The sequence below is a fragment of the Mycobacterium sp. NGS50 genome (genome assembly GCF_059812545.1).
The window spans coordinates 87,770-111,863 of sequence record NZ_JCALCW010000018.1; the positions used below are offsets into that span (position 1 = coordinate 87,770).

Here is a 24,094-nt window from a genome sequence, read left to right on the forward strand (position 1 = left end):
CGTCTGATAGCGGGTCGCCGTGGCCAAAGCTAGCTGGCGGCGGCTGCGCGGACTCGATGAAGAGCTGACCGCCCAGCCAAGCTACGCGCTGGTCAGCCGGCTGCGCATTCCCCAGGCCGGACAGACCAATCCAGTCGGCGTCATCGCGCGCCGGCTGGCCATCACGATGGCGGCGCTGTTCACCGCGACCCTGTTCGTCTACTTCGACCGAGACGGTTATCAGGACGTGCAGGGCGACCGACTGACGTTCCTGGACTGCCTGTACTACTCGGCGGTGACGCTGTCCACCACCGGCTACGGCGACATCACCCCGATCACCGAGTTCGCCCGCATGATCAACGTTCTGATCATCACCCCGCTGCGGATCGCGTTCCTGATCTTGTTGGTCGGGACCACCGTCGAAGTGGTAACCGAAACATCCCGACAGGCACTGAGAATCCAGCGCTGGAGGAGAAGAGTGCGCAACCACACCATCGTCGTCGGCTACGGCACCAAAGGAAAAACGGCGATCGACGCCATGACCAGCGACGAGGTCGCGCTGGGCGACATCGTCGTCGTCGATTCCGAACAGGCCGCCCTCGACCATGCCGAAACCGCCGGTCTGGTCACGGTCCGTGGTGACGCCACCAAGTCCGACGTGCTGCGACTGGCCGGCGCCCAGCGCGCGGCGGCGATCGTGGTGGCCACCGGCCGCGACGACACCGCCGCACTGGTTACCCTGACCGCCCGTGAGATCGCCCCCAAGGCAGTCATCGTGGCCTCAATCCGGGAGGCGGAGAACCAGCACCTGCTCGAACAGTCCGGCGCCGACTCGGTCGTGGTGTCCTCCGAGACCGCCGGACGGCTGCTCGGTATCGCGACCACCACACCCAGCGTGGTGGAGATGATCGAAGACCTCCTGACACCCGACGCCGGGTTCGCCATCGCCGAGCGCGAGGTGGAGCAGACCGAGGTCGGCGGATCGCCGCGGCATCTGCACGACATCGTGCTGGGCGTGGTCCGCGACGGGCAGCTGTTGCGGGTGGACGCCCCCGAGGTCGATGCGATCGAATCCACCGACCGGCTGCTGTATATCCGCAGCGTCGTGAACTAGGACAAACCCGTGGTCGAATTCCAGCTGCACAGTGTGCCGTTGCTGTCGCGGGTCGGTGCCGACCGCGCCGATCAGTTGCGCACCGATATCGACGCGGCAGCCACCGGATGGCCCGAAGCCCTGTTGCTGCGGGTGGACCGGCGCAATCAGGTTCTGGTCGCCGACGGCCGGGTCGTGCTGGGCCCGGCCGTAGCGCTGTCAGCCACCCCGCCACCGGACGCGGTGTTCCTGGGCCGGATCGACAACGGCCGCCATGTCTGGGCGGTGCGCGGTGCCCTGCAGGCCCCCGAGGACTCCGATGCCGAGGTCGCCGACCTGCGCCGGTCGGGGCAGGTCCTCGACGATCTCAGCGCGCAGCTGGTGTCGTCGGCCACGGCCCTGCTGAACTGGCATGACCGCGCCCGGTTCTCCGCGGTGGATGGTTCGCCGACCAAATCGGTCAGGGCCGGCTGGGCGCGCGTGGACCCGGTCACCGGGCACGAAGAGTTCCCGCGCATCGACCCCGCGGTGATCTGCTTGGTCCACGACGGCGCCGACCGCGCGGTGCTGGCCCGTCAAGGGGTGTGGCCGCAGCGGATGTTCTCGCTGCTGGCCGGATTCGTGGAGGCAGGAGAGTCGTTCGAAACCTGCGTGGCACGCGAGATCCGTGAAGAGATCGGCCTGGATGTCACCGACGTGCGGTACCTGGGCAGCCAGCCGTGGCCGTTCCCGCGGTCGTTGATGGTCGGATTCCACGCAGTGGGCGATCCGGCCCAGCAGTTCGTCTTCAGCGATGGCGAGATCGCCGAGGCGGCGTGGTTCACCCGCGACGAGGTGCGTGCCGCCCTGGCCGCCGGGGACTGGGGCAGCGACTCGGACTCGGAGCTGCTGCTGCCGGGCTCGATCTCCATCGCCCGGGTGATCATCGAATCCTGGGCCGCGATCTGAAGCAGCAAAACCATCGCACTGCTACGGTTATTGTGATATAAAGGTTGCGTTGCTGCCAGCCGGAGGGTGAGTTCATGTCGATACCGCAGGTCTTGGTCGGGTTCGGGTTACCGCTCCTACTGACGCTGTCGCTGGTCCCGCGGGGGATCCGCTACGTGCGGCAGATCATCGACTCGCCGCACATGAGCCAGGGCATGAAGGCCGGGGTACTGGCCATGCTCGCCATGCCGCTGCCGCTGATCGCCTTCATCTGGATCCAGGCGCTGGTCCTGCTGCCGCAGATGCTCGTGGGGTAGGTCAGCCGCCCAGCTCGGCCAACTTGGCCTTGACGTCCTTGATGCTGGGGTTGGTCAGCGTGGCGCCGTCCGCGAATTTGACCGTCGGGACCGTCTGGTTGCCGCCGTTGGCGCTCTCGACGAAGGCAGCCGCGGCGGGGTCCTCCTCGATGTTGATCTCGTCGTAGGAGATCCCGGACGTCTTCAACATCGTCTTGAGCCGGACGCAATACCCGCACCAGGTGGTCGAGTAGATGGTCAGCGGCGCATTGCTCACGGTCATGGCTCCCAAGCTAGCCACCGGCGGGCGCAGCGGTGTCGGCCACCCCTGCCAAGATGGACGCCATGCCGGATCCCCTGATCGCCGGTCTCGACGATGAGCAGCGCGAGGCTGTGCTGGCCCCGCGCGGACCGGTCTGCGTGCTGGCCGGTGCCGGCACCGGCAAGACGCGCACCATCACCCACCGCATCGCGCAGTTGGTCGGGGCCGGCCACGTCGCCGCCGGGCAGGTGCTGGCGGTGACGTTCACCCAGCGCGCGGCCGGGGAGATGCGGGGCCGGTTACGCGCCCTGGACGCCGCCGCGCAGACCGGCGCACGCGTTGGGGCGGTGCAGGCCTTGACATTTCACGCCGCCGCGCGTCGCCAGCTGCGGTACTTCTGGCCGCGGGTGGTGGGCGACACCAGCTGGCAGCTGCTGGACAGCAAGTTCGCCATGGTCGCCCGCGCCGCCAACCGGGCCGGGCTGCAGCTGTCCAGCGACGACGTCCGCGACACCGCCGGCGAGATCGAATGGGCGAAGGCCTCGCTGATCAGCCCGGAACAGTATCCCGACGCGGTGGCCGAGATCAGCCGCGACATCCCGCTGGACGCGGCCAAGGTCGCCGGGGTGTACGCCGGCTACGAAGCGCTCAAAACCCGCGGCGACGTGGTGATGCTCGACTTCGACGACCTGCTGCTGCACACCGCCGCCGCGATCGAGAACGACGCCGCGGTGGCCGAGGAATTCCGGGACCGCTACCGCTGCTTCGTCGTCGACGAATATCAGGACGTGACCCCGCTGCAGCAGCGGGTGCTGTCGGCCTGGCTGGGACAGCGCGACGACCTGACCGTGGTCGGTGACGCCAACCAGACCATCTACTCGTTCACCGGCGCCTCGCCTCGGTATCTGCTGGATTTCTCCCGCCGGTTCCCGGACGCGACCGTGGTGCGGCTGGAACGCGACTACCGGTCCACTCCGCAGGTGGTGTCGCTGGCGAACCGGGTGATCGCCGCCGCCCGCGGCCGGGTGGCGGGCAGCAAGTTGCATCTGGTGGGTCAGCGCCCGCCCGGCCCGGAGCCGTCGTTTAACGAACACGCCGACGAAGTCGCCGAGGCCGCCGCGGTGGCCAAGGAGATCGCCCGGCTGATCGAGGCCGGCACCGCGCCGGCCGAGATCGCGGTGCTCTACCGGATCAACGCCCAGTCCGAGGTGTACGAGGAGGCGCTGACCGAGGCCGGGGTGGCCTATCAGGTCCGCGGCGGCGAGGGCTTTTTCGCCCGACAGGAGATCCGCCAGGCACTGCTGGCGCTGCAACGTGCCGCCGAGCGCGGCGACGACGATGCCGGCCTGCCCGAGCTGGTGCGGGGGGTCCTCGAGCCGCTCGGGCTGACCGCCCAGCCGCCGGCCGGCGTCAAGGCCCGCGAACGCTGGGAGGCGCTGGCCGGGTTGGCCGAGCTGGTTGACGACGAGGTGGCGGCCCGCCCCGGCCTGGATCTGCCCGGCTTGTTGGCGGAGCTGCGGATGCGCGCCGACGCCCGGCACCCCCCGGTGGTGCAGGGCGTCACGCTGGCGTCCTTGCACGCCGCCAAGGGCCTGGAATGGGATGCGGTGTTTCTGGTCGGGCTGGCCGATGGCACCCTGCCGATCAGCCACGCCCTGGCGCACGGACCCGACAGCGAAGCGGTCGAGGAGGAGCGTCGGCTGCTCTATGTCGGGATCACCCGCGCCCGCGTGCATTTGGCGCTGAGCTGGGCCCTGTCGCGGACTCCGGGCGGGCGTGCCGGCCGCAGGCCGTCGCGGTTTCTGTCCGGCATCGCCCCGCAGTCCAAGAACGACGCCGGACCTGCCCGCCGCAAGCGCAACCGCGGCGCGCCGTCGAACTGCCGGGTCTGCAACCGCGAGCTGAGCACACCAGCCTCGGTTATGTTGCGTCGCTGCGAAACCTGCGCCGTCGACGTCGACACCGAGCTACTGATCCAGCTCAAGGAGTGGCGGCTGCGTACCGCCACCGAGATGAAGGTGCCGGCCTACGTGGTATTCAGCGACAACACGCTGACCGCGATTGCCGAGATGCTGCCCACCGACGAGGCCGCGCTGGTCGCGATCCCCGGCATCGGGGCGCGCAAGCTCGAACAGTTCGGCCCGGACGTGCTGGATCTGGTCCGCGGCCGGGCGTAGCGGTCATCCGGCTGCCGCCGCAGCGGACCGGCGATTTCACCGATAACCGCAGGTCAGAAATTCGGTTGCCGGTCATCGCCGCGACCGGCTACCCTCGAAGCCGCAGTTCCTACGGTCTGACACGGAAGGAGGGAGCCTCGATGATCGCCGTAAACGCACTCGGTGTAGCCGCGATGGCGCACGGCGCCGGCACCCTCCATGCCGCCGCCGGGCAGCGCAAGCGCGCTGCTGCCGCCGCTGCGACCGACGCGTCCGTGGATCGGGGCTCTACCTAGAAGCCCGCGATATTCGCCAATGGCCACGGACCCCGACGTCACCGGATCCGTGGCCAGATTTTTTGGGGCAGCACCCCTGGTCCGGATCTCCCGCACGAGACCTTCGAACCAGGAAGCAGGTGAAACAACATGTCAGCCCTGACGGAGCCCGACGAGCAGCTGCCGGAGTTGCCCTGTCATGTCGGCGATCCCGATCTGTGGTTCGCCGACAGCCCCGCCGAGCTGGAGCGCGCCAAGGCGCTGTGCGTGGATTGCCCGATCCGCCGCACCTGCCTGGCCGCGGCGCTGGAACGGGCCGAGCCGTGGGGCGTGTGGGGAGGCGAGATCCTGGACCGCGGCGCGGTGGTGGCGCGTAAGCGGCCGCGCGGGCGTCCCCGCAAGGCGGTCGCTGCCTAGACCCGGGCGCCGAGATCGACGTGAGCGTGGGGTTCTCTCGAACTTCTCCGCGCCAGCGTCGATCTCGGTGGCCTACTCGGTGAAGCCGGGGACGTATTCCTCGCTCAGCCGCTTGATCGGCACATGGGCATCGAGTTGGCACATGATCGCGGTCGTGGACCCGAGCACCCGCATCGGCATCGCCAGCTTGGGCGGCAGGTCCAGCTGGCGCGCGGTCTTGAGCTGCTCGACCGGGCGTTCCAGCTGCTTGCCGGCCATCCGTTGCAGCCATTTGCGGTTGTAGTGGAACTCCTCGACTTCGACCGGTTCGACGTATTGGCGCAGCATCTCGTCGATCTCGCGAACCGACACCTCCTGGCCCTTCTGAATGAACCCGCCCTGGCGCATCGTCGCGATGACCTGCTCGTAGTCCTTCTCCCGGGCAAAGCGCACCGCGGCGCCCAGCTCACGGGGGAAACCTCCGGGCATCGGTGCCACCGCACCGAAGTCGATGATGCCCATCCGACCGTCGGGCATCAGCATGAAGTTGCCGGGGTGGGCGTCGGCGTGGATCAGCTCCAGCCGGCGCGCGGCATCCCAGGTGAACTCGGCCAGCCGGGTTCCCATCAGGTCGCGCTGCTCGACGGTGCCGTCGCGGATGATCTCGGCCATCGGGATGCCGGTGATCCACTCCTGGATCACCGTCTTGGGGGCGCTGGCCACGATGTTGGGGATCAGGAAGTGCGGGTGGCCCGCGTAGGCCTTGGCGAACACCCGCTGGTTGTCGGCCTCCAGCCGGTAGTCGAGCTCCATTTCGGTGCGCTCGATCAACTCGTCGATCACGCCCTGGACGTCGACGCCGGGCGCCAGCTGCTTGAAGATGCCGGTCAGTCGCCGGATCGTCTTGAGGTCGGCGCGCAGTGCCTCATCGGCGCCGGGGTACTGGATTTTGACCGCAACCACGCGACCGTCCGACCACACCGCCTTGTGCACCTGGCCGATGCTGGCCGAGGCGACCGGGGTGTCGTCGAACTCGGTGAACCGCTCACGCCATTTGGTGCCCAACTGGGCGTCGAGCACCCGGTGCACTTTGGCCGCCGGCAGCGGCGGGGCGTCCTTCTGCAGCTTGGTCAGCGCTTCGCGGTAGGGCTCGCCGAACTCCTCGGGGATGGCGGCTTCCATCACCGACAGCGCCTGTCCGACCTTCATGGCACCGCCCTTGAGCTCACCGAGAACGGTGAACAGCTGGTTGGCGGCCTTCTCCATCAATTCGGCGGTGACCTCGTCTTTCGACTTGCCGGCCATTCGCTTACCCAGCCCCAGCGCCGCTCGGCCGGCGAACCCGACGGGAATACTGGCCAGCTTCGCGTTGCGCGCTGCGCTGCCGCGCTTGATGTCTGCCACGGGTCCATCATCCACGACGGGGTCACCGGCGTGCGCAGCGATCGCCAACAATCGTTGTCAGCACCCGCACAGCGGATGCCGGCTCCAGTGCCGCGCCACGATCGAAGCGGCGGCCAGGTCGAATTCCAGGGTGGCGTTCAGGGTCGGCGGCGGCTCCGGGGCCGGCCCGCCCGCGACCGCGGCGATCACCCGTTGCACCTCGTTGAGCGCCAGCGCCGCGGTCGCCAGCACGGTGGCCCGGTCGGCGCTTCCGACGGTGTCGCGCAGCTGGGCCGCCACCGCGGGCCACGCCGCGTCCCGGTCGCTGCGGTGCAGATCGGCGCAGGTCAAGCAGCTGGTGACACCCGGTATCACCAGCGGGCCGATCAGGCCGGTCCCGTCGCGGACGCGGACCGGCAGGTGAGCGACACCCTCGGCGTGCAGATCACGCACCAGCTGCGGGTCGGCCACCAAGTAGTCCGCCAGCACCACCAGGTCGGTGTCACTGGCTGTCGCGGCGGCGTTCGATTGTTGGCTGTGTTTGATCCGGCTGCCCGAGCAGCGTAGCGCCTGCATCAGCAGATCCGAGAGCGGGCCGCGGCCGTGCACCCGAATCGAGGCCGACCGGCGCGTCCGGTGCCGCGGTGCGCGGCGCAGTACCCCGGCATCGGTCAGTGCCGTCAGCAACGCGGTCAGCTCGTCGGCGTCGGCCAACCCCAGCCGGGCGGCCTGGCGCTGCAGGTCGGCGGTGGTGGTCGGGGACCGCAGCGAGCGCAGCAGTGTGGCGAGCCCGTCGGCGTCGAGACCGGCCGGCGGCCGCACCAGCACGGCACGACGCGGATCCCAACCCACCTGCACCTCGCCGTCGGGGCGCAACAGCACCGGCAGGGCCGGATTCAGCGCTAGGGGTGCCATGGCTGGAGGTTGCCACAGCCGCAGGGTCGAGCGGGCTCAGTTATCCACAGGCGGGTCGTCGCCGCCGGCGCCCTTCTCGAATTCGGCGATCGCCTGGTCGATCGCCTGGTCGATGCCGCTGGCATCGCCCCCCAGGACGCGGTCGATGAAGGCGGCTGGCTCGTCGAGGTCCGAGGCGGCCGGCAGCAGGTCCGGGTGCTGCCACACCTTGTCGCGGGCGTCGACGCCGACGGCCTCGGTGAGGCGTTCCCACAGCACCGCGGCCTCGCGCAGCTTGCGCGGCCGTAGCTCGAGCCCCACCAGGGTGGCGAACGTCTGCTCGGCGGGACCCCCGGTGGCGCGGCGGCGACGCAGCGTCTCCGACAACGCGGCCGTACCGGGAATCCGCTCGCCCAACGCCGCGGTCACCACCGTCTGCACCCAGCCCTCGATCAACGCCAGCAAGGTTTCCAGCCGCTCCAGCGCCTGAATCTGCTCCGGTGTCGCCTTGGGCTCGAACACGCCCTGGGTCAACAACTGCTCCATGGCGGCCGGATCGGCCAGCGACGCCGGGTTGAAGCCCTGGGCGAGCTCCTCGATGCCGCTCATGTCGATCTTCATGCCCCGGGCGTAGGCCTCCACCGCGTTGAGCAACTGACTGGACAGCCAGGGCACATGACTGAACAGCCGGTGATGGGCGGCTTCGCGGGCCGCCAGGAACGTCACCACCTCGCTGCGCGGACGTTCCAGCCCGGCGGCGAACTCCTCGACGGCGGCGGGCAGCAATGCGGCCGCCCCGTGCGGTCCCAGCGGCAGACCGATGTCGGTCGAGGTCAGCACCTCTTTGGATAACCGGGCCAGCGCCTGGCCCAGCTGCGAACCGAACGCCATCCCGCCCATTTGCGACATCATCGACAGCAGCGGTCCGGCCATCGCTTTGGCCTCTTCGGGCAGCGCAGACGACCACACGGTGGCGATCTGCTCGGCCATCGGGTCGCACAGCCGCTGCCAGGTGGCCAGCGTGTTGTCGACCCAGTCGGTGGGGGTCCAGGCGGCGGTCTTGGTGGTGCCCGCCGGCAGCGCGGTCGCCCCGTCCAGCCAGGTTTCGGCCAGCCGGACCGCGTCGTCGATCGCGGTCTGGGTGGCGGCAGGAACCGGAGCGACGAAGCCGATGGAACTCGACGCCAGCTGCCGGGCCAACTCGTAGTTCACCGGCCCAGACGATGTGCCGCCGGCCATCGCGGGGCCCGCGCCGCTGAACATCTGGCCCAGCCGGGTGAAGATCTGGCCCAGGTCAGCCATGTCAAAGTTGCCGCCCATCCCGAACGGGTCGCCGGCGCCCGACGTGGCGTCGTCGCGCCGCTTGTCGCGGTCTGGGTCGTCTCCGGGAACGGAGAAGCCGAAAGGCAGGTCAGCCATAACTCAACGGTACTCACCGGTGTCGGAGGCGGTGCACGGCGCGGTCACGCTCTAAGTGAACGCGTCGGACGGCGGTCCGATTACGATACCCGCGTGAACAGGCGGATTCTGACGCTGCTGGTGGCGCTGGTGCCGATCATCACCTTCGGGGTGCTGCTGGCCGTCGTGACGGTGCCGTACGTGTCGTTGGGTCCCGGCCCCACCTTCGACACGCTCGGCGAGGTCGACGGCAAGCAGGTGGTCGAGATCGCGGGCACCCCCACCCGCCCGACGTCGGGCCACCTGAACATGACGACGGTGGCCCAGCGCGACGGCTTGTCGTTGGGGGAGGCGTTGACGCTGTGGCTGTCCGGGCGCGAACAGATCATTCCGCGAGACCTGGTCTACCCGCCGGGCAAATCCCGTGAAGAGGTCGACGAGGAGAACACGGCCGACTTCAAGGACTCTGAGAACAGCGCCGCCTACGCCGCGCTGGGATATCTGAAGTACGCACCGGCGGTGACGGTCGTCGAGGTCACCGACTCGGGACCATCCAAGGACAAGCTTCAGGCCGGCGACGCGGTGGACGCCGTCGACGGGGTCGCGGTCACCGCCGTCGAACAGTTCACCGGGCTGCTCAAGCACACCAAGCCGGGCCAGGAGCTGACCGTCGACTTCCGCCGCAAGAACGCGCCGAACGGCACGGCCCGGATTACGCTGGGCGCGAACAAGGATCGCGACTACGGGTTCTTGGGCGTCAAGGTGATGGACGCGCCGTGGGCGCCATTCGCGGTCGACTTCAATCTGGCCAACATCGGCGGGCCTTCGGCCGGTCTGATGTTCAGCCTGGCGGTGGTCGACAAGCTCACCACCGGTGACCTTGCCGGTTCCAACTTCATCGCCGGAACCGGCACCATCACCGCGGAGGGGCAGGTCGGCCCGATCGGAGGGATCACCCACAAGATGGTCGCCGCCCAGGAGGCGGGCGCGACGGTGTTCCTGGTTCCCGCGGACAACTGTTACGAGGCGCGCTCCGACAACGACAAGCTGCAGTTGGTCAAAGTCGACACGCTCGGACAGGCCGTCGACGCGCTGCACACGCTCACCGCCGGCGGTAAGCCCCCGAGCTGCTAGCTGGTCCAGGCGCACCGCGCGACGCGGATGCGTACAGTTGGGGCGGTCGGGAAAACTGAGCAGGGAGTTGGCACGTGGGTATGCGGCCCGCCGCGAGGATGCCGAAATTGACTCGGCGTAGCCGGATTCTGATTGCACTGGCTTTGATCGTGATCGGGTTGCTGCTGGTGGGCCCGCGATTGGTCGACGCCTACGTCGACTGGCTGTGGTTCGGTGAGGTCGGCTACCGCTCGGTGTTCACCACCGTGCTCGTCACCCGGCTGGTGGTGTTCCTGGCGGCCGGACTGCTGGTCGGCGGCTTGGTTTTCGGCGGGCTGGCGTTGGCCTACCGCAGCCGGCCGGTGTTCGTACCGGTCAGTGGTGCCAACGACCCGGTGGCGCGCTACCGCGCCCTGGTGATGTCGCGGCTGCGGCTGTTCGGGATCGGCATCCCGGTGGCGATCGGCCTGTTGGCCGGCATCATCGGGCAGACCTACTGGGTGCAGATTCAACTGTTCCTGCAGGGCGGCCACTTCGGCATCACCGATCCACAGTTCGGCAAAGACCTCGGCTTCTATGCGTTCGAGCTGCCGTTCTACCGGCTGGTGCTCAGTTATGTGTTGGTGGGGCTGTTCCTGGCGTTCCTGGCGAACCTGGTATCGCACTACGTTCTCGGTGGTATCCGGTTGTCCGGGAACACCGGTGCGCTGAGCCGCCCGGCCCGCATCCAGCTGGTGAGTCTGTTGGGTTCGCTGGTGCTGCTCAAGGCGGTGGCGTACTGGCTGGATCGCTACGAGTTGCTGTCCCACACCCGCGCCGGCAAACCCTTCACCGGCGCCGGCTACACCGACATCAACGCCGTGCTGCCGGCGAAGCTGATTCTGCTGGCGATCGCGCTGATCTGCGCGGCCGCGGTGTTTTCCGCGATCGTGCTGCGGGACTTGCGGATTCCGGCGATCGGTCTGGTGCTGCTGCTGCTGTCGTCGCTGATCGTGGGCGCTGGATGGCCGCTTATCGTGGAGCAGATCAGCGTCAAACCCAATGCGGCGCAAAAGGAAAGCGAATACATCGCGCGCAGTATCACCGCGACCCGGCAGGCCTACGGGCTGACCGACACCAAGGACGGTGGGCCGGTCACTTACGAGAACTACCCCGGCGGTGCCCCGGCCACCGCCCAGCAGGTCGCGGCTGACCGTGCGACCACCGCCAACATCCGGTTGCTCGACCCGACGATCGTCAGCCCCGCCTTCACCCAGTTCCAGCAGGGCAAGAACTTCTACTTCTTCCCCGACCAGCTGACCATCGACCGCTACCGCGACAACGACGGCGCCCTGCGCGACTACGTCGTCGCGGCACGCGAACTCAACCCGGACCGGCTGATCGACAACCAGCGGGACTGGATCAACCGGCACTCGGTCTACACCCACGGCAACGGATTCATCGCGTCTCCGGCCAATACCGTGCGGGGCATCGCCAACGACCCCAACCAGAACGGCGGGTATCCCGAGTTCCGGGTCAACGCCGTGGGCGCCAACGGCAGCGTCATTTCCGACGGGCCGGCACAGCTGGACCAGCCGCGGATCTACTACGGACCGGTGATCGCCAATACCCCCGAGGATTACGCGATCGTCGGCCGCAACGGGGTGGACCGCGAATACGACTACGAGACCAACACCGAAACCAAGAACTACACCTACACCGGCAGCGGTGGTGTGCGCATCGGAGACTGGTTGTCGCGCAGCGTGTTCGCGGCCAAGTTCGCCGAACGCAACTTCTTGTTCTCGTCGGTGATCGGGCCGGGCAGCAAGATTCTGTTCAACCGGGACCCGGCGCGGCGCGTGGAGGCGGTGGCGCCGTGGCTGACCACCGATTCCACGATGTATCCGGCCATCGTCAATAAGCGGCTGGTGTGGATCCTGGACGGCTACACCACGCTGGACAACTACCCGTACTCCGAGCTGACCTCGCTGTCCTCGGCGACCGCGGACTCCAACGAAGTCGAGTTCAACCGGCTCACGCCCGACAAGCGGGTGTCCTACATCCGCAACTCGGTGAAGGCCACCGTGGACGCCTACGACGGCACCGTGACGCTGTATCAGCAGGATGAGCACGACCCGGTGCTGGCGACCTGGATGAAGGTCTTCCCGGGAACGGTTAAGCCCAAGGGCGACATCACACCCGAGCTCGCCGCGCACCTGCGCTACCCGGAAGACCTGTTCAAGGTTCAACGGATGCTGCTGGCCAAGTATCACGTCAACGACCCGGTGACCTTCTTCTCCACCTCGGACTTCTGGGATGTGCCGCTGGACCCGAACCCGACGGCCAGCAGCTACCAGCCGCCGTACTACATCGTCGCCAAAAACCTTGCCAAGGGCGATAGTTCGGCGTCTTTCCAGCTGACCAGCGCGATGAACCGGTTCAAGCGCGACTATCTGGCTGCCTACATCAGCGCCAGCTCGGATCCCGAGACCTACGGCAAGCTGACCGTGCTGACCATTCCCGGCCAGGTCAACGGGCCCAAGCTGGCCAACAACGCGATCACCACCGACACCGCGGTCAGCCAGGACCTCGGTGTCATCGGCCGCGACAACCAGAACCGGATCCGGTGGGGCAACCTGCTCACGCTGCCGCTGGCCGAGGGCGGCCTGCTCTACGTCGAACCGGTCTACGCGTCGCCGGGTACCAGCGACGCCGCCTCGTCATACCCGCGGTTGATCCGGGTGGCGATGATGTACAACGACAAGATCGGTTACGGCCCCACCGTGCGTGACGCGCTGACCGAGCTGTTCGGCCCGGGTGCGGATGCCACCGCTGCCGGGATCGCGCCCACCGAAGGCGGCGCGCCGGCCAACCCACCGCACCAGCGCCCACCCGCGGCGGGGCCCGACGGTTCACCACCACCGGCCGCGGCGCCGCCGTCCCCGCCGGCGGGGGTACCGGCGACGTTGTCGCCGGACAAGGCCGCCGCGCTCAAGGAGATCCAGTCGGCGCTGGGCGCCGCACGCGAGGCGCAGCGCAAGGGCGACTTCGCCGGCTACGGCGAGGCCCTGCAACGCCTCGACGAGGCCATCACCAAGTTCGACAACGCCAAGTAGCGCTTCCGCGGCCGCGAGCGTGCGCAAAATGCCGGTTTTTTGGGCTCGGACCGTACATTTGTGCACCCTCGCGGTTCGCGGCGCGGGCGGCCCAGCAGGCGATTTGGCCGCGACGACGGCGTTCGGTAACCTTGGCAGGTACCCGTCGCGGGGTGGAGCAGCTCGGTAGCTCGCTGGGCTCATAACCCAGAGGTCGCAGGTTCGAATCCTGTCCCCGCTACTAACGAAAGTGGCCCCCGGAGGAAACTCCGGGGGCCACTTTCATTGAACCCCCGGATTTCAGCTGGGCGACTTGATCGCGTCAAGGCCTCGCAATTGGTGACGGTTGGGTGTGGCCGCTGCAACTAGGGTTGTGTGTGCCGACAGCCGGGAGGACAGATGCCGTTCGAAGCGAAGCTGAGCAAGGGTCGCGTGGCATTGATGGGGCTGGGTTGCGTGCTGCTGGTAATCGTCGGGCTCTGGCTGCTCGGGGCACTCGGGACTGCGCCGGCCGATACGTCCGTGGCGCGTGAGGTCAAGCGACTGGTCGCGGGTTGGGCCGCACTGCTGCTCGGGGGACTGGCGCTGCCGATATCCGTCTCCCGGCTGTTCCAGTCCGGGGTCGAGGTGCGGGTCGATTCAGTGGGCATCTACTGGCGGCGCTGGTCGGATCGGGTGATCCCGTGGTCGGCGATCCGGCGCATCGAGACGGCGAAGGTACAGCGGCAACGCTTCGCCTGCCTGTCCTTGTACGACCCGGAGGCCCATCGCGCCAACGGGATCGCCGGCCGCGTCAAACGGTTGAGCAAGGCGCTTGGCTCGGCGAGGTTCGGCGACATCGCCGTAGGTGTGACCGGAACCGACCGGAGTTTCGACGAGATGATGGCGGCCGTCCAGCATTACGCGCCCGCGCAGGTGTGTGAGGCCGGCGCCGACAGTTAGACGGCCCCGCCGAACAACACCTGCTCCATCAAGGTGCGCACACACGCCTGCGGGTACGCCGATCCATCTGCGGGACCGCCGGCCGAGTCGGCGGTGAGCCGGTCGTAGTGCACCAGCCGCCCCAGGTCAACGACCAGGCTCATCGCGGCGTGGACGAGAAACCGCGCCTGCGTCGCGGTGAGCTCGGCGCGGGCCGCGGTCAACAGCCGCACCCAGGAGTCGATCGTCGATCGCTGCACGTTGCGCAGCAGCACCTGATCGGCAGCAGCGAGATTGACCCGTTCGCTGTAATACACCGACGCCAGTTCGGGGTTGGCGAACGACGTCGCCACATATGCCTCAACCAGCAAGGCCAGTGCCTCGCGCGGGTCGCACGCGGTGCCATGGATCCGCGACAGCTCCCCGGAGAGTCGATCCGCGGCGCGCCGCATGACGGTCGCGAGGATGTCGGATTTGCCTGGGAAATAGCGGTAGATCCCCGACGGCGGGATGCCGACCGCGGCCGCGATCTGCGCCACACTGGTCTCCGCATAACCGTTCTGGTGGAACAGCATCATCGAGTTGTGCAGCAATGCCTCGTAGACGCCGGCGTCCGCGGCGAAGATGCGCCACACCGGTGGCTGCGCGACGGTTTTTTGCGGTTCCGGAAGCTCGCCGGCCAGCAGATCGGACGCCGCCGCGGCCATCAACGCGTGGATGTCGCCGTCTGGTGCCTGCACCCCGTGGTCGACGACGCTGCCGGCGACACTGAGCAGCCCAGATGACAGCATCCACAGCTGCGAAGAGGTCAACGACGGGCGCACCGCGGCAAGTGGCTGTTGGATGCGGCGGTTGGCCAGGCGCAGCTGATCCATCAGTGTCGTCGCGTCCTCGCCCTGTAGGTAGCGCGCCTGCCATCGGTACAGCCCGCCGGTGGCCCGGTTGCGTACGCCCAGGTCGATCAGCTCCTGCACAACCTCGTCCAGCACCACCTGCGGGTCCTCGGCGGCGTCGGTATCGACCGCCTCGGTGCAATCCACCAACTCCTGGCTCAGCGCCAGGACCGCAGCGCGGAACAAGTCGTACTTGCTGGCGTAGTGCCGGTACAACGCCGGCGCCGAGACGCCGACCCTGGTTGCGATGGCCTCAACGCTCACCGCGTGATATCCGAGCGTGCTGAATGCCTCCGCGGCAACCCGGGCGATGGTGGCTTTGCGGTCCTTGGGCCGACGCCGGACATCACCCGGCGCGGGGGGAGAGGTGCGGCTCATGGGGACATCGGTTCTCATCCTAGTGAGCGTCCGCACGACGATCCGCCGCACGCAACGCCCCGCGCGCCCGCGCGTTCCAGGTATGCCGGGGTGCCAGCGCAGACGCCCGAGCCAGCTGGGTGAACGCCTGCAGCGACCCACGGTCAGCCGCGGTGACTGTGATACCGGTGAGCTGTTGCGCGCGTGGATGTTGCATCGCGCGGATCGCCCGATGCGGCACCGTGCGCATCCACCAGTCGGTCGGAGCGAAGATCTGCGCCCGATACGGTTCGAAGTGCGGACCTGCCGCCAGCTGTGTTCGGCAGCTGTCGTCGAAGTACTCGACGAACTCCGGCCAGCTCGACGGCATCGGCCGGGTGGACACCCCATAGCGCCGATACCAGGCGCAGCACTCCTGGTAGAGCTGTTCGTGTTCGTCGGCGTCCAGCTTCCGGATGAACGTATTCACCATCACGAAAAGGCTTTCCACGTAAGCCGCGTGCTGAAAGTGGAAGATCTCCGGACTCAGCGCATGGTAAGGGTTGCCACCGATGTCCCGGCCCTTGACGTGTTCGTGGGCGAACCGGATCTGCGGCCGCATGTCCGCGCTGGCGTAGGCGATGTTCACGGCTTGCGTCACGGTCCGCTTCTTGTGCAGCCAAATGCGCTCGCGCATCAACGCGTGTTCGGTGATGCCGGCCGCGATCCCCGGGTGCAGCATCAGCAGGCACACCGCTCGGGGCAGCACGAACAGGTACCGCCGATCGGCCAGATAGCGCCACAGCATGCTGCTCGGACCGAGGTTGTCGATGCTGCGAGTCGCCATCAGATCATCCGCGATTCTCTCCTCTGGTCGGGACGGTGAGCAGCATGGCACAGCGAGTCAGCGCTTCGCAACAGGTAAGTTAACGCGGATTTCTGCTACGGTGTGAGTCCCGTGATCGACAAGCTCTGCAATTAACCGGAAACCAGGGCACAGTTAGGGCAAGTTATTCAGTGTTATTGCCGGAATGCCATGCCTGGTGAATGGCCGTGGTGCTGGGCAAACAACGTCGGGCGAGCGCGTCGAATCCCATCGCGTGTGCCACACCGCACGACAAGTGGATAGCCCGCAATGGCGCCATGTTCTAGAACGGCGGCGCACAACAGTGGACGCGATATCGGCCCAGCGCTCGGCGCCGCCGACCGCGGTTTCGGCGGCCTGTTGGCCGCCATCGGATGATTCGCTCGGATCAGTTCCGCATCCGCAGTACCACTTTGCCTTTGGCGGTGCGGTTCTCCAGTGCCGCGATCGCGTCGGCGGCTCGGTCCAGCGGATAGACGTCGGGCTCCGGTGACGGCACCGCGCCCGAAGCGAGCAGCGGCTGCAGCGCCGCCCACTGCTCGCCGAGGTAGCCCGGATGCGACATCGCCCACGCCCCCCAGCCCACGCCGACTACGTCGACGTTGCTGAGCAGCAACCTGTTTACCTTGACGGTCGGGATGTCGCCACCGGTGAATCCGACGACCAACAGCCGCCCGCCGGGCGCGAGCGACCGCAGCGAGTCGGTGACCCGGTCACCGCCGACCGGGTCGAGCACGATGTCCACCCCGCGAGGTGTCAGGTCGTGCACCGCATCCTTGAACCCGTCAGCCAGGACCACATCAGTGGCACCGGCGGCCCGGGCGATGTCGGCCTTCTCCGGTGTGCTGACCACCGCGATCACCCGCGACGCGCCGAGCGCGGGTGCCAACCGCAGCGTCGACGTGCCGATCCCGCCGGCCGCGCCGTGCACCAGCACGGTTTCGCCCTTGGCGAGCCTGCCGCGTTGGGCCAGCGCGAAGTGCACTGTCAGGTCGTTGAACAGCAGGCCCGCGCCGGCCTCGAAGGACACCGTCTCCGGCAGCGGGAACACCTGCTCGGCGGGCAACGCGATGACCTGCGCCATGCCGCCCGTCAAGAGCGTCAGCGCCGCCACCCGGTCACCGGCGGCGACGTGCGCGCCGGCCGGGGCGCTGCGCACCACGCCGGCCGCCTCGGCGCCGGGTACGAACGGCAGCGGCGCTTTGTGCTGGTAGAGGCCTCGCGATTGCAGCGCATCGGGGAACGCCACGCCCGAGGCGTAAACGTCGATGATCACACCGTCGCCGCGGGGCTCATCGAGGTCGACGACCTCGGCAGCCTGCGGACCGTCGAGCCGGGATATCTGCACTGCACGCATCGCAACTCTTTCTGTAGCCGGTTGTAGCCAAAAACATAGACCACGCGGGCTAAACTCGCCCGAGGGTAAGTTGAGTTATGGGGGCCGCGGGCGAGGGGAGCGGGCAATGAGTTCTCGATTGACTACTCGGCGCGTCGCCGCCGACGGGTTGCCGCCCAGCCGCACCATGGCTGTCCGCGGGGTGGACGGTACCCGGCTGCACACCGAGGTTTTCGGCCCGCCGGACGGCTACCCGATCGTGCTGGCGCACGGCATCACCTGTGCGATCCGGGTGTGGGCGAACCAGATTGCGGATTTGGCCACCGACTACCGGGTGATCGCCTACGACCACCGCGGCCACGGGCGCAGCGGCGTCCCCAAACGCGGCGGCTACAGCCTCAATCACTTGGCATCTGACCTCGACGCGGTGCTGGACGCGACGCTGGCCCCGGGCGAACGCGCGGTCATCGCCGGTCACTCCATGGGCGGGATCGCCATCACCGCCTGGTCGGAGCGCTACCCGCTCCGGGTGGAGCAGCGTGCTGACGCGGTCGCGCTGATCAACACCACCACCGGTGACCTACTTCGCGACGTCGACCTGTTCCCGGTGCCGCAGCCGCTCAGTCAGGCCCGCGTCGCCGCGGCCCGCCGCATCTTGTTGACGTTCGGCTCCGCGCCGGTGGTCGGCCCGGCGGCCCCGGTCGTTCAGCAGTTTGTGAAGATGATCGCGGTCGGCAGGGACGCCGACCCGGCCGCCGCGGCGCTCATCTACCGATTGTTCGCCTCCACGCCGGTCGCCGGACGCGCCAACTGGGTTCGGGTGCTGGTCAACTCGCTGGGCCCGCACCACATCAGCCTGCGCGGGCTGACGGTGCCGACCCTGGTCATCGGCAGCACCCGCGACCGGCTGCTGCCGATCGTGGCGTCGCGTCGGATCGCCTCGGCCGCACCGAATCTCACCAACTTCATCGAGCTGCCCGGTGGGCACTGCTCGATCCTGGAGTATCCGCGCGACGTCAACCGGGAACTGCGCAATCTCGCTGAGTCCGTTGCACCCGTCGCGGGCGCCGCGGGGGAGATCAGCTCCTAGCCGCCGAATGTCGACTTGTGTCACGCTGTTCTGCAAAACGCCGTGCATCAACCCGACATTCGGCGCTGACCCGGGCTACGGCGCCATCGTCAGCCAGTCCGGGAACCCGGTCGGGTCGTGCCGGCCGAGCACTCCGTGCTCGTAGAGCCCCCAGCCCTCCACCGGGGCGGCGTCGCCTTCGCGGCACACCGCGCGACCGACGTGGTCGATCATCCCGAACCCGGTCCGTGCGATGATGCCGGGATCGGTCATGTCGTAAGTCCGCCGCTCGGTGAACTTTTCGCCCTTCCAGGTGCCGTGCAGCCAGTCGATGTCACCGCCGTAGCCGCCGCCGACATGGATGGGCACCGGAAGCTTGGACTCCACCTCGAAGACCACCGGGGTACCGTCCGGGCGGGTCGCCTCGATGGTGGCGCCGGTCGCGATACGGGTACCGGAGATGTAGCGGGTGGCGACCCGCGGCCAGCCCAGCTGTTCGATGCGACCGTCACGCCAGATCCGGGTGCAGTCGTTGAGGGAGCGGAACCCGCTGGGGTCCTCCTGGATGATCATCACGATGGCGAAGTCGTCGAAGGCGATCGGAACATACAGCCACCACATGCCTTCGAAGGGGGGGTCGGCGGGCCGGCCCTGGGGCTCGGCCTCACCGACTGGCCGGATGCCCCAGGAGCGGTCGCGTGATCCGATCCAGACCGCCGGGTCCACAGCGATCTCCTCGCCGTCGATGACGATCTGGCCGCTCCAGCTGCCCAACTGGGCGAACCGCTGGGCGTCCAACGTTTTCCGGTTCCCGGTGCGCAGGATGTGCGGCTGTTCCTGCACCACGTCGAACAGGCCCTGCCAGGTCAGGTCAACCACGATGCCCTCGGTCTCCTCGAGGACCACCCGCACCGAGCGCAGCGGGTCGATGACCTCGATCCGGTAGCCGCCCACATGCTGGTTGAGGCGGTCCTGGTCGATGGCGTCGGACAGGTGCACCGCGGTCTGGGTGTCGCCGCGACGCACCAGCACGTAGGCGTCCTTGACCCCGAGGTTGGGGTAGTAGCCGCACCCGGTGATCAAAAAGATGTCACCGGTGCGGTCATGGGCGTTCAGGTAGCAGCGGTCGTAGAAGTTGCGGTCCGATGAGCCCGGCCAGGCGATCGGTTGCGGTATCTGGTGCACCGGGTATTCGTCGAGCGGTCCGAGCATCAGTTCTGTTCTCCAATCAGCTTTTTCAGCAGTCCTGCGTGGTAGAAGAGGGATTCCACATCGTCGGGCATGGGCATCTCACCGAAGTGCACCCGCCGCGCCCCGGTGCGCATGAACACGATCGCCCACATCAGACCGGCGTAGACGTAAAACCAGTGCAGGTCGCCGAGTTCGGCGCCGGTGAGCTGCTGGTAGGTGGCCCGCACATCCTCTTCGCGCATCACCTCGGGCAGTCCGGGCAGCCCGGCGATTCCGGCGAGCTCCTCAAAGACCATGTGCGCGAAGATCACCCACGACACATCGAGCTCGCGGGGTCCCAGGGCCATCATCTCCCAGTCCAACACTGCAACCGGCTCGAAGTCCCGGTACATCACGTTGCCGATCCGAGCGTCACCCCAGCACAGCACCGTGTCGCCGGCGTCGGCGTCGGCCGGCCAGTTGTCTTCCAACCAGGCGAAGACGCGATCCAGCAGCGGTGAACGCCCGATGCCCGGAACCGCGTACTCGTACCAGTCGCGCACCCAGCCGAAGTGGCGCCGCAGCGCGGTGTCGCCGGTGCGGCCTTCGCTGAGATAGTCGAATGTCTGCTCGGCGTTGGGGATGGCGTGCAGCTTGGCCAGCACCTCAACGGTGCTGTCCTGCAGTTTGCGCTGCTGCTCGGCGGTCGCATCGGCGAACCAGTTCCCGCCGAAGGTGTAGGGCATCAGGTCCGGCGGTACCACGCCGTCGACGTGGTCCATCAAGAAGAACGGCTTGCCGAGCACGTCGCCGGTGTTCTCCAGCCAGCGCATCCGCGGCACCGGCACGTCGGTCAGCTCACCCACCTGGCGCATCACCTCGAACTGCTGGTCAAGCCGGTATGTCGGGAACACCGGTACGTCTTCGGCGGTGGGCGCCACCCGCGCCACCCAACGCTGCTCCACCGGTCCGCCGTCGTCCCAGCGGCCGGTCAGGATGATCGTCTCCGATGACATTCCGGTGGTGTCCACGCCGCTTTCGACGGTGACTTCCGGGGTGACGCCGCCCTCCATCACGGTGGACAGCCAGTGTGACAACACCGCCGGCACCGTGCTGACGTCACGGCTGGAGCGCTGGAGGTGATCAATGTCTTGGACACCCTGTTGATTGGCCACGATGGCTTCCTTCGTCCGGTAATTACGCTACGATCAGTAGCGTTATGAAAGCAGACCAGCCTGCCATTGACAAGGCCCCGACCGCGGGACGGCCCCGGGATCCGCGCATCGACGCGGCGATTCTGGCCGCGACCGCGGAGCTGTTGGTGCAGATCGGCTACGCAAACCTGACGCTGGCCGCCGTCGCGGAACGGGCCGGGACGACGAAATCGGCGCTGTACCGGCGCTGGTCGAGCAAGGCGGAGCTGGCGCACGAAGCCGCGTTTCCGGTGGCGCCCACCGCACTGGTCTCGCCCGCGGGCGACATCGCCGCGGACGTGCGGGCCATGATCGCGGCCGCTCGCGACGTGTTCACCAGCCCCGTGGTGCGCGCGGCGCTGCCCGGCCTGGTCGCCGATATGGCGGCCGACGCCGAACTCAATGCGCGGGTGCTGTCGCGATTCACCGGGCTGTTCGATGCGGTGCGGACGCGGCTGCGCGAAGCCGTCGCGCGCGGGGAAGTGCAGCCCGATGTGGACCCGGACCGGTTGGTTGAACTGATCGGCGGCGCGACGTTGTTGCGGATGCTGTTGCGCCCCGACGAGAAGCTGGACGAGGGCTGGGTGGATCAGACCAGTGCCATCGTGGTGCACGGTGTGATGGCATAGGTGGATGAACCCGCAGCCTTTCCCGCACGACTGGCGCTCGGCGCTGGTCCTGGTCGCCCATCCCGACGATCCCGAGTACGGCATGGCTGCCGCGGTGGCGAAATGGACGGCGGCCGGGAAGACGGTCCGCTACGCGCTGGCTTGCCGCGGGGAGGCCGGCATCGCCGGCATGCCGCCGGAGCAGTGCGGGCCGCTGCGCGAGGCCGAACAGCGACGGGCGGCGCAGATCGTCGGCGTGGACCCGGTGGACGGCGTCGAGTTCTGGGACTTTCCCGACAGCAACATCCGCGACATCCCCCGAGCTGCGCGCCAAGATCGCCTCGGTGATCCAATCGGACAAACCCGATGTGGTGTTGACGTTGTTCGGCGGGCCGGAGTTTGCGCCGGGCTTCCCCAATCAGCGCGACCACATCGAGTTCGCGGCCGCGGTCACCGCAGCCTATGACGGACTGGCCGATCCGCCGCGCTGGTTGTTTCAAAGCGCGCTGGCGGGCACCCACGTCGAGACGGTGGACGACTACATCGAGGTCGCGGTGGAATCGTTGACAGCGCACGACAAGTACCTCTCGGTGCTCGACCCGCAGACCCCGGTGCGCGAGCAGGCCCGCCGGGTTGTCGAGATGGCCACGCCGCAGGTCGCGGGTCAACGAGCGGCCGCGTTCACTCTGGAACGGGGTGTGACCGCATGACGGACCTGAACGGGCGGGCCGCGATCGTCACCGGAGCCAGCCGAGGATTGGGTCGCGAGATCGCGCTGGCCCTGGCGGCCCAGGGGGTGGCGGTGGCGGTCGCCGCACGCACCGAGCAGACGTGGGATGAGCGGCTGCCCGGCACCATCGGGGCGACGGTTGCCGACATCGAAGCCGCCGGCGGCCGCGCCGTCGCTATTCGGGCCGACCTGCTCGACGCCGCCGACGTGGCGGCTCTGGTAGCGCAGGCGCGGGATGCGCTGGGGCCGATCACGATTCTGGTCAACAACGCCGCCTTCACCGCGCCCGGACGCCCTCCTACGCCCAACACAACGCCCAAGCCGGCCAAACCGGCGGCCGCGGCTGCGGCGAAGCCTGGTTGGCCGGGAATGCTGGGTACGCCGCTGTCGGCCTACCGCCGGCATTTCGAGATCTCGGTGTTCGCCGCCTATGAGCTGATTCAAGGGGTATGCCCGGACATGATCGAGGCGGGCTTCGGCTCGGTCCTCAACATCACCTCGGTCGCGGCGCGCCGGCCGGGTACCGGCCCCTACCCGGACCGTAGCGGCGGAGTGCTGCCGGGCTACGGCGGATCCAAGGTTGCGCTGGAACACCTGACCCAGTGCACGGCCTACGACCTGCAGGGCCACAACATCGCGGTCAACGCGCTCTCGCCGTCCCAGCCGATACCGACACCCGGCCTGTCCTACTACGTCCGCGAGTTCGACGAGGTGGCCTCGGCGCAGGAGTTCGCGCAGGCCGCCGTCCGGTTGGCGCAGGTGGATCCCAACATCGTCACCGGACGCGTGATCGGGCACCGCGAGGTGCTCGACGGCACGTTCCGGCCGTGGGAGGAATCCGAGTGACGCACCGGCCGGCCGCATGCCAAGATTCCCGGCATGCCTAGTTCCCTGATCGAGGTCCGTCGGCAATACACCGCTGCCGACGAGGTGGCGATCATCGACGCGGTCCACGAGTCACTGGTCGCCGCGTTCGGGATCCCGCCCGCCGACAAGCATGTCCGGTTGGTCGCGCGCCAGCCGCACCGGTACTCCCATTCGCCGAACCTGACGGATCCGGAGCGCTACACCCTGGTGACGGTCGACTGCTTCGCGGGCCGATCCGTGCAGGCCAAACGCAACCTGTACCGCGAGATCGTCAGTCGTCTTGGTGCACTGGGTATCCCGGCGGATCACGTCACCATCCTGCTGCGGGAGAGCGCAACCGGGAACTGGGGGATTCGGGGCGGTCAAGCCGCCTGCGACCTCGACCTCGGTTTCAATGTCAACGTGTGACCGAACGTCTCGCCATCACGGGATCACCCAGTCCGACCATGGGTTAGCGGGCATCACCGACGATGACCACGATCAGGACGCGGATAGCTCACCAACTGGAAACGACGCACCCGGCTCACTGGTCGGGTGGGTCGGGGTCGTGGAGGAGTTCTTCGGGGTGGTGGGCGTGGTTGATTTGGGGTGCGGTGGTGCCGTTGGTCCAGGCGAGGCGGCCGTTGGTGACGGTGGTGGTGTAGTGGCCGTTGGTTTCGCTGGTGTGGTCGCATGGGCAGGCGAACCAGAGTTGGTCGGCGTTGGTGTGGCCGCCGGCCGCCCAGCCGGGTTCGTGGTGGACTTCGCAGTGGTAGCCGGGTTGGGTGCAGCCGGGTCGGGTGCAGCCGTGGTCGCGGGCGTGGCAGATGAGGCGTTGGTCGGTGGTGGCGATGCGGCGGCTGCGGCCCAGGTAGAGGGGT

At 68.1% G+C, this 24,094-nt stretch carries 23 protein-coding genes, 1 tRNA gene and 1 pseudogene; 15 read left to right on the plus strand and 10 right to left on the minus strand.

Features of this window, described 5'->3' with window-relative positions:
- The first annotated feature begins 19 nt into the window (after positions 1-19).
- From AC5Y36_RS14570 to AC5Y36_RS14580, 3 genes are all read left to right on the plus strand, one after another.
- Positions 20-1,093, plus strand: a complete 1,074-nt coding sequence (locus tag AC5Y36_RS14570; protein ID WP_500041628.1) for a potassium channel family protein — start codon at positions 20-22, stop codon at positions 1,091-1,093.
- A gap of 9 nt (positions 1,094-1,102) precedes the next feature.
- Positions 1,103-2,020, plus strand: coding sequence for an NAD(+) diphosphatase (nudC, locus tag AC5Y36_RS14575; protein ID WP_500041629.1), 918 nt, complete (start codon positions 1,103-1,105; stop codon positions 2,018-2,020).
- A gap of 74 nt (positions 2,021-2,094) precedes the next feature.
- Positions 2,095-2,316, plus strand: a complete 222-nt coding sequence (locus AC5Y36_RS14580) for a hypothetical protein (RefSeq protein WP_500041630.1) — start codon at positions 2,095-2,097, stop codon at positions 2,314-2,316.
- 1 nt (position 2,317) lies between these two features.
- On the opposite strand, the gene AC5Y36_RS14585 is transcribed toward AC5Y36_RS14580, so the two are convergent.
- Positions 2,318-2,572, minus strand: a complete 255-nt coding sequence (locus AC5Y36_RS14585; RefSeq protein ID WP_500041657.1) for a mycoredoxin — start codon at positions 2,570-2,572, stop codon at positions 2,318-2,320.
- Between the two features lie 59 nt (positions 2,573-2,631).
- On the opposite strand from AC5Y36_RS14585, the gene AC5Y36_RS14590 reads away from it, so the two are divergent.
- From AC5Y36_RS14590 to AC5Y36_RS14600, 3 genes are all read left to right on the plus strand, one after another.
- Positions 2,632-4,734, plus strand: a complete 2,103-nt coding sequence (locus AC5Y36_RS14590) for an ATP-dependent DNA helicase UvrD2 (protein WP_500041658.1) — start codon at positions 2,632-2,634, stop codon at positions 4,732-4,734.
- 140 nt (positions 4,735-4,874) lie between these two features.
- The gene (locus AC5Y36_RS14595) at positions 4,875-5,009 is read left to right on the plus strand and encodes a hypothetical protein (protein ID WP_500041631.1); all 135 of its coding nucleotides are present in this window, start codon (positions 4,875-4,877) and stop codon (positions 5,007-5,009) included.
- A 129-nt stretch (positions 5,010-5,138) separates the two neighbouring features.
- Positions 5,139-5,405 carry a WhiB family transcriptional regulator gene (locus AC5Y36_RS14600; protein WP_500041632.1) on the plus strand — a complete coding sequence of 89 codons (267 nt, stop codon included), beginning with the start codon at positions 5,139-5,141 and terminating at the stop codon, positions 5,403-5,405.
- A gap of 72 nt (positions 5,406-5,477) precedes the next feature.
- Here AC5Y36_RS14600 and AC5Y36_RS14605 read toward each other — a convergent pair whose 3' ends face one another.
- The 3 genes from AC5Y36_RS14605 to AC5Y36_RS14615 are packed head-to-tail and all read right to left on the minus strand — an operon-like array spanning position 5,478 to position 9,080.
- Complete coding sequence (locus AC5Y36_RS14605; RefSeq protein ID WP_500041633.1) at positions 5,478-6,803, minus strand: macrolide-binding ATPase MABP-1; 1,326 nt, start codon at positions 6,801-6,803, stop codon at positions 5,478-5,480.
- Between the two features lie 42 nt (positions 6,804-6,845).
- Positions 6,846-7,682, minus strand: a complete 837-nt coding sequence (locus AC5Y36_RS14610; protein WP_500041634.1) for a cyclodehydratase — start codon at positions 7,680-7,682, stop codon at positions 6,846-6,848.
- Positions 7,683-7,718: 36 nt separating this feature from the next.
- Complete coding sequence (locus AC5Y36_RS14615; protein WP_500041635.1) at positions 7,719-9,080, minus strand: zinc-dependent metalloprotease; 1,362 nt, start codon at positions 9,078-9,080, stop codon at positions 7,719-7,721.
- A 93-nt stretch (positions 9,081-9,173) separates the two neighbouring features.
- On the opposite strand from AC5Y36_RS14615, the gene AC5Y36_RS14620 reads away from it, so the two are divergent.
- From AC5Y36_RS14620 to AC5Y36_RS14635, 4 genes are all read left to right on the plus strand, one after another.
- Positions 9,174-10,193 (plus strand): YlbL family protein, encoded by a 1,020-nt coding sequence (locus tag AC5Y36_RS14620; protein ID WP_500041636.1) that lies wholly within the window; start codon positions 9,174-9,176, stop codon positions 10,191-10,193.
- Between the two features lie 74 nt (positions 10,194-10,267).
- Complete coding sequence (locus AC5Y36_RS14625; RefSeq protein WP_500041637.1) at positions 10,268-13,267, plus strand: UPF0182 family protein; 3,000 nt, start codon at positions 10,268-10,270, stop codon at positions 13,265-13,267.
- A gap of 146 nt (positions 13,268-13,413) precedes the next feature.
- Positions 13,414-13,487: transfer RNA gene (locus tag AC5Y36_RS14630), tRNA-Met, on the plus strand.
- A gap of 158 nt (positions 13,488-13,645) precedes the next feature.
- Positions 13,646-14,188: an STM3941 family protein gene (locus AC5Y36_RS14635; RefSeq protein ID WP_500041638.1), complete on the plus strand. Its 543-nt coding sequence runs from the start codon at positions 13,646-13,648 to the stop codon at positions 14,186-14,188.
- Here AC5Y36_RS14635 and AC5Y36_RS14640 read toward each other — a convergent pair.
- The 3 genes from AC5Y36_RS14640 to AC5Y36_RS14650 form a co-directional block, all read right to left on the minus strand.
- Positions 14,185-15,456 carry a TetR/AcrR family transcriptional regulator gene (locus AC5Y36_RS14640; protein ID WP_500041639.1) on the minus strand — a complete coding sequence of 424 codons (1,272 nt, stop codon included), beginning with the start codon at positions 15,454-15,456 and terminating at the stop codon, positions 14,185-14,187. The two genes, AC5Y36_RS14635 and AC5Y36_RS14640, sit on opposite strands and share 4 nt — an antisense overlap.
- A gap of 1 nt (position 15,457) precedes the next feature.
- Entirely contained in the window at positions 15,458-16,243 is a 786-nt protein-coding gene (locus tag AC5Y36_RS14645; RefSeq protein ID WP_500041640.1) for an oxygenase MpaB family protein, read from the minus strand.
- 406 nt (positions 16,244-16,649) lie between these two features.
- The gene (locus AC5Y36_RS14650) at positions 16,650-17,618 is read right to left on the minus strand and encodes an NADPH:quinone oxidoreductase family protein (protein ID WP_500041641.1); all 969 of its coding nucleotides are present in this window, start codon (positions 17,616-17,618) and stop codon (positions 16,650-16,652) included.
- A 106-nt stretch (positions 17,619-17,724) separates the two neighbouring features.
- On the opposite strand from AC5Y36_RS14650, the gene AC5Y36_RS14655 reads away from it, so the two are divergent.
- A complete protein-coding gene (locus tag AC5Y36_RS14655; RefSeq protein ID WP_500041642.1) occupies positions 17,725-18,687 on the plus strand; it encodes an alpha/beta fold hydrolase in 963 nt (320 codons plus the stop codon).
- A gap of 75 nt (positions 18,688-18,762) precedes the next feature.
- Here AC5Y36_RS14655 and AC5Y36_RS14660 read toward each other — a convergent pair whose 3' ends face one another.
- A complete protein-coding gene (locus AC5Y36_RS14660) occupies positions 18,763-19,878 on the minus strand; it encodes an Rv3169 family protein (protein WP_500041643.1) in 1,116 nt (371 codons plus the stop codon).
- Positions 19,878-21,011: a phosphotransferase family protein gene (locus AC5Y36_RS14665; RefSeq protein ID WP_500041644.1), complete on the minus strand. Its 1,134-nt coding sequence runs from the start codon at positions 21,009-21,011 to the stop codon at positions 19,878-19,880. Before AC5Y36_RS14665 ends, AC5Y36_RS14660 begins: the two co-directional genes overlap by 1 nt.
- A gap of 44 nt (positions 21,012-21,055) precedes the next feature.
- Here AC5Y36_RS14665 and AC5Y36_RS14670 point away from each other — a divergent pair, with 44 nt between their 5' ends.
- The 4 genes and pseudogenes from AC5Y36_RS14670 to AC5Y36_RS14685 all read left to right on the plus strand — a co-directional run bounded on the left by AC5Y36_RS14670 (position 21,056) and on the right by AC5Y36_RS14685 (position 23,642).
- Complete coding sequence (locus tag AC5Y36_RS14670; RefSeq protein ID WP_500041645.1) at positions 21,056-21,658, plus strand: TetR/AcrR family transcriptional regulator C-terminal ligand-binding domain-containing protein; 603 nt, start codon at positions 21,056-21,058, stop codon at positions 21,656-21,658.
- Between the two features lie 4 nt (positions 21,659-21,662).
- Positions 21,663-22,347, plus strand: a pseudogene (locus AC5Y36_RS14675) (PIG-L deacetylase family protein).
- Positions 22,344-23,213 (plus strand): SDR family NAD(P)-dependent oxidoreductase, encoded by an 870-nt coding sequence (locus AC5Y36_RS14680; protein WP_500041646.1) that lies wholly within the window; start codon positions 22,344-22,346, stop codon positions 23,211-23,213. The pseudogene AC5Y36_RS14675 and the gene AC5Y36_RS14680 overlap by 4 nt, the downstream one beginning before the upstream one ends.
- Before the next feature lie 33 nt (positions 23,214-23,246).
- Positions 23,247-23,642, plus strand: a complete 396-nt coding sequence (locus AC5Y36_RS14685) for a tautomerase family protein (RefSeq protein ID WP_500041647.1) — start codon at positions 23,247-23,249, stop codon at positions 23,640-23,642.
- 115 nt (positions 23,643-23,757) lie between these two features.
- On the opposite strand, the gene AC5Y36_RS14690 is transcribed toward AC5Y36_RS14685, so the two are convergent.
- Positions 23,758-24,094, minus strand: a 337-nt coding sequence (locus tag AC5Y36_RS14690; RefSeq protein ID WP_500041648.1) for an HNH endonuclease signature motif containing protein, incomplete at its 5' end; no start/stop codon positions are given.

Excerpts from the sequence above, each read along its gene's own strand:
- AC5Y36_RS14580 (WP_500041630.1), top strand. The coding sequence starts at position 2,095 with ATGTCGATACCGCAGGTCTTGGTCGGGTTCGGGTTACCGCTCCTACTG.
- AC5Y36_RS14590 (WP_500041658.1), top strand. The coding sequence starts at position 2,632 with ATGGACGCCATGCCGGATCCCCTGATCGCCGGTCTCGACGATGAGCAG.
- AC5Y36_RS14595 (WP_500041631.1), top strand. The coding sequence starts at position 4,875 with ATGATCGCCGTAAACGCACTCGGTGTAGCCGCGATGGCGCACGGCGCC.
- AC5Y36_RS14600 (WP_500041632.1), top strand. The coding sequence starts at position 5,139 with ATGTCAGCCCTGACGGAGCCCGACGAGCAGCTGCCGGAGTTGCCCTGT.
- AC5Y36_RS14610 (WP_500041634.1), bottom strand. The coding sequence starts at position 7,682 with ATGGCACCCCTAGCGCTGAATCCGGCCCTGCCGGTGCTGTTGCGCCCC.
- AC5Y36_RS14615 (WP_500041635.1), bottom strand. The coding sequence starts at position 9,080 with ATGGCTGACCTGCCTTTCGGCTTCTCCGTTCCCGGAGACGACCCAGAC.
- AC5Y36_RS14635 (WP_500041638.1), top strand. The coding sequence starts at position 13,646 with ATGCCGTTCGAAGCGAAGCTGAGCAAGGGTCGCGTGGCATTGATGGGG.
- AC5Y36_RS14640 (WP_500041639.1), bottom strand. The coding sequence starts at position 15,456 with ATGAGAACCGATGTCCCCATGAGCCGCACCTCTCCCCCCGCGCCGGGT.
- AC5Y36_RS14645 (WP_500041640.1), bottom strand. The coding sequence starts at position 16,243 with ATGGCGACTCGCAGCATCGACAACCTCGGTCCGAGCAGCATGCTGTGG.
- AC5Y36_RS14650 (WP_500041641.1), bottom strand. The coding sequence starts at position 17,618 with ATGCGTGCAGTGCAGATATCCCGGCTCGACGGTCCGCAGGCTGCCGAG.
- AC5Y36_RS14655 (WP_500041642.1), top strand. The coding sequence starts at position 17,725 with ATGAGTTCTCGATTGACTACTCGGCGCGTCGCCGCCGACGGGTTGCCG.
- AC5Y36_RS14660 (WP_500041643.1), bottom strand. The coding sequence starts at position 19,878 with ATGCTCGGACCGCTCGACGAATACCCGGTGCACCAGATACCGCAACCG.
- AC5Y36_RS14670 (WP_500041645.1), top strand. The coding sequence starts at position 21,056 with ATGAAAGCAGACCAGCCTGCCATTGACAAGGCCCCGACCGCGGGACGG.
- AC5Y36_RS14680 (WP_500041646.1), top strand. The coding sequence starts at position 22,344 with ATGACGGACCTGAACGGGCGGGCCGCGATCGTCACCGGAGCCAGCCGA.
- AC5Y36_RS14685 (WP_500041647.1), top strand. The coding sequence starts at position 23,247 with ATGCCTAGTTCCCTGATCGAGGTCCGTCGGCAATACACCGCTGCCGAC.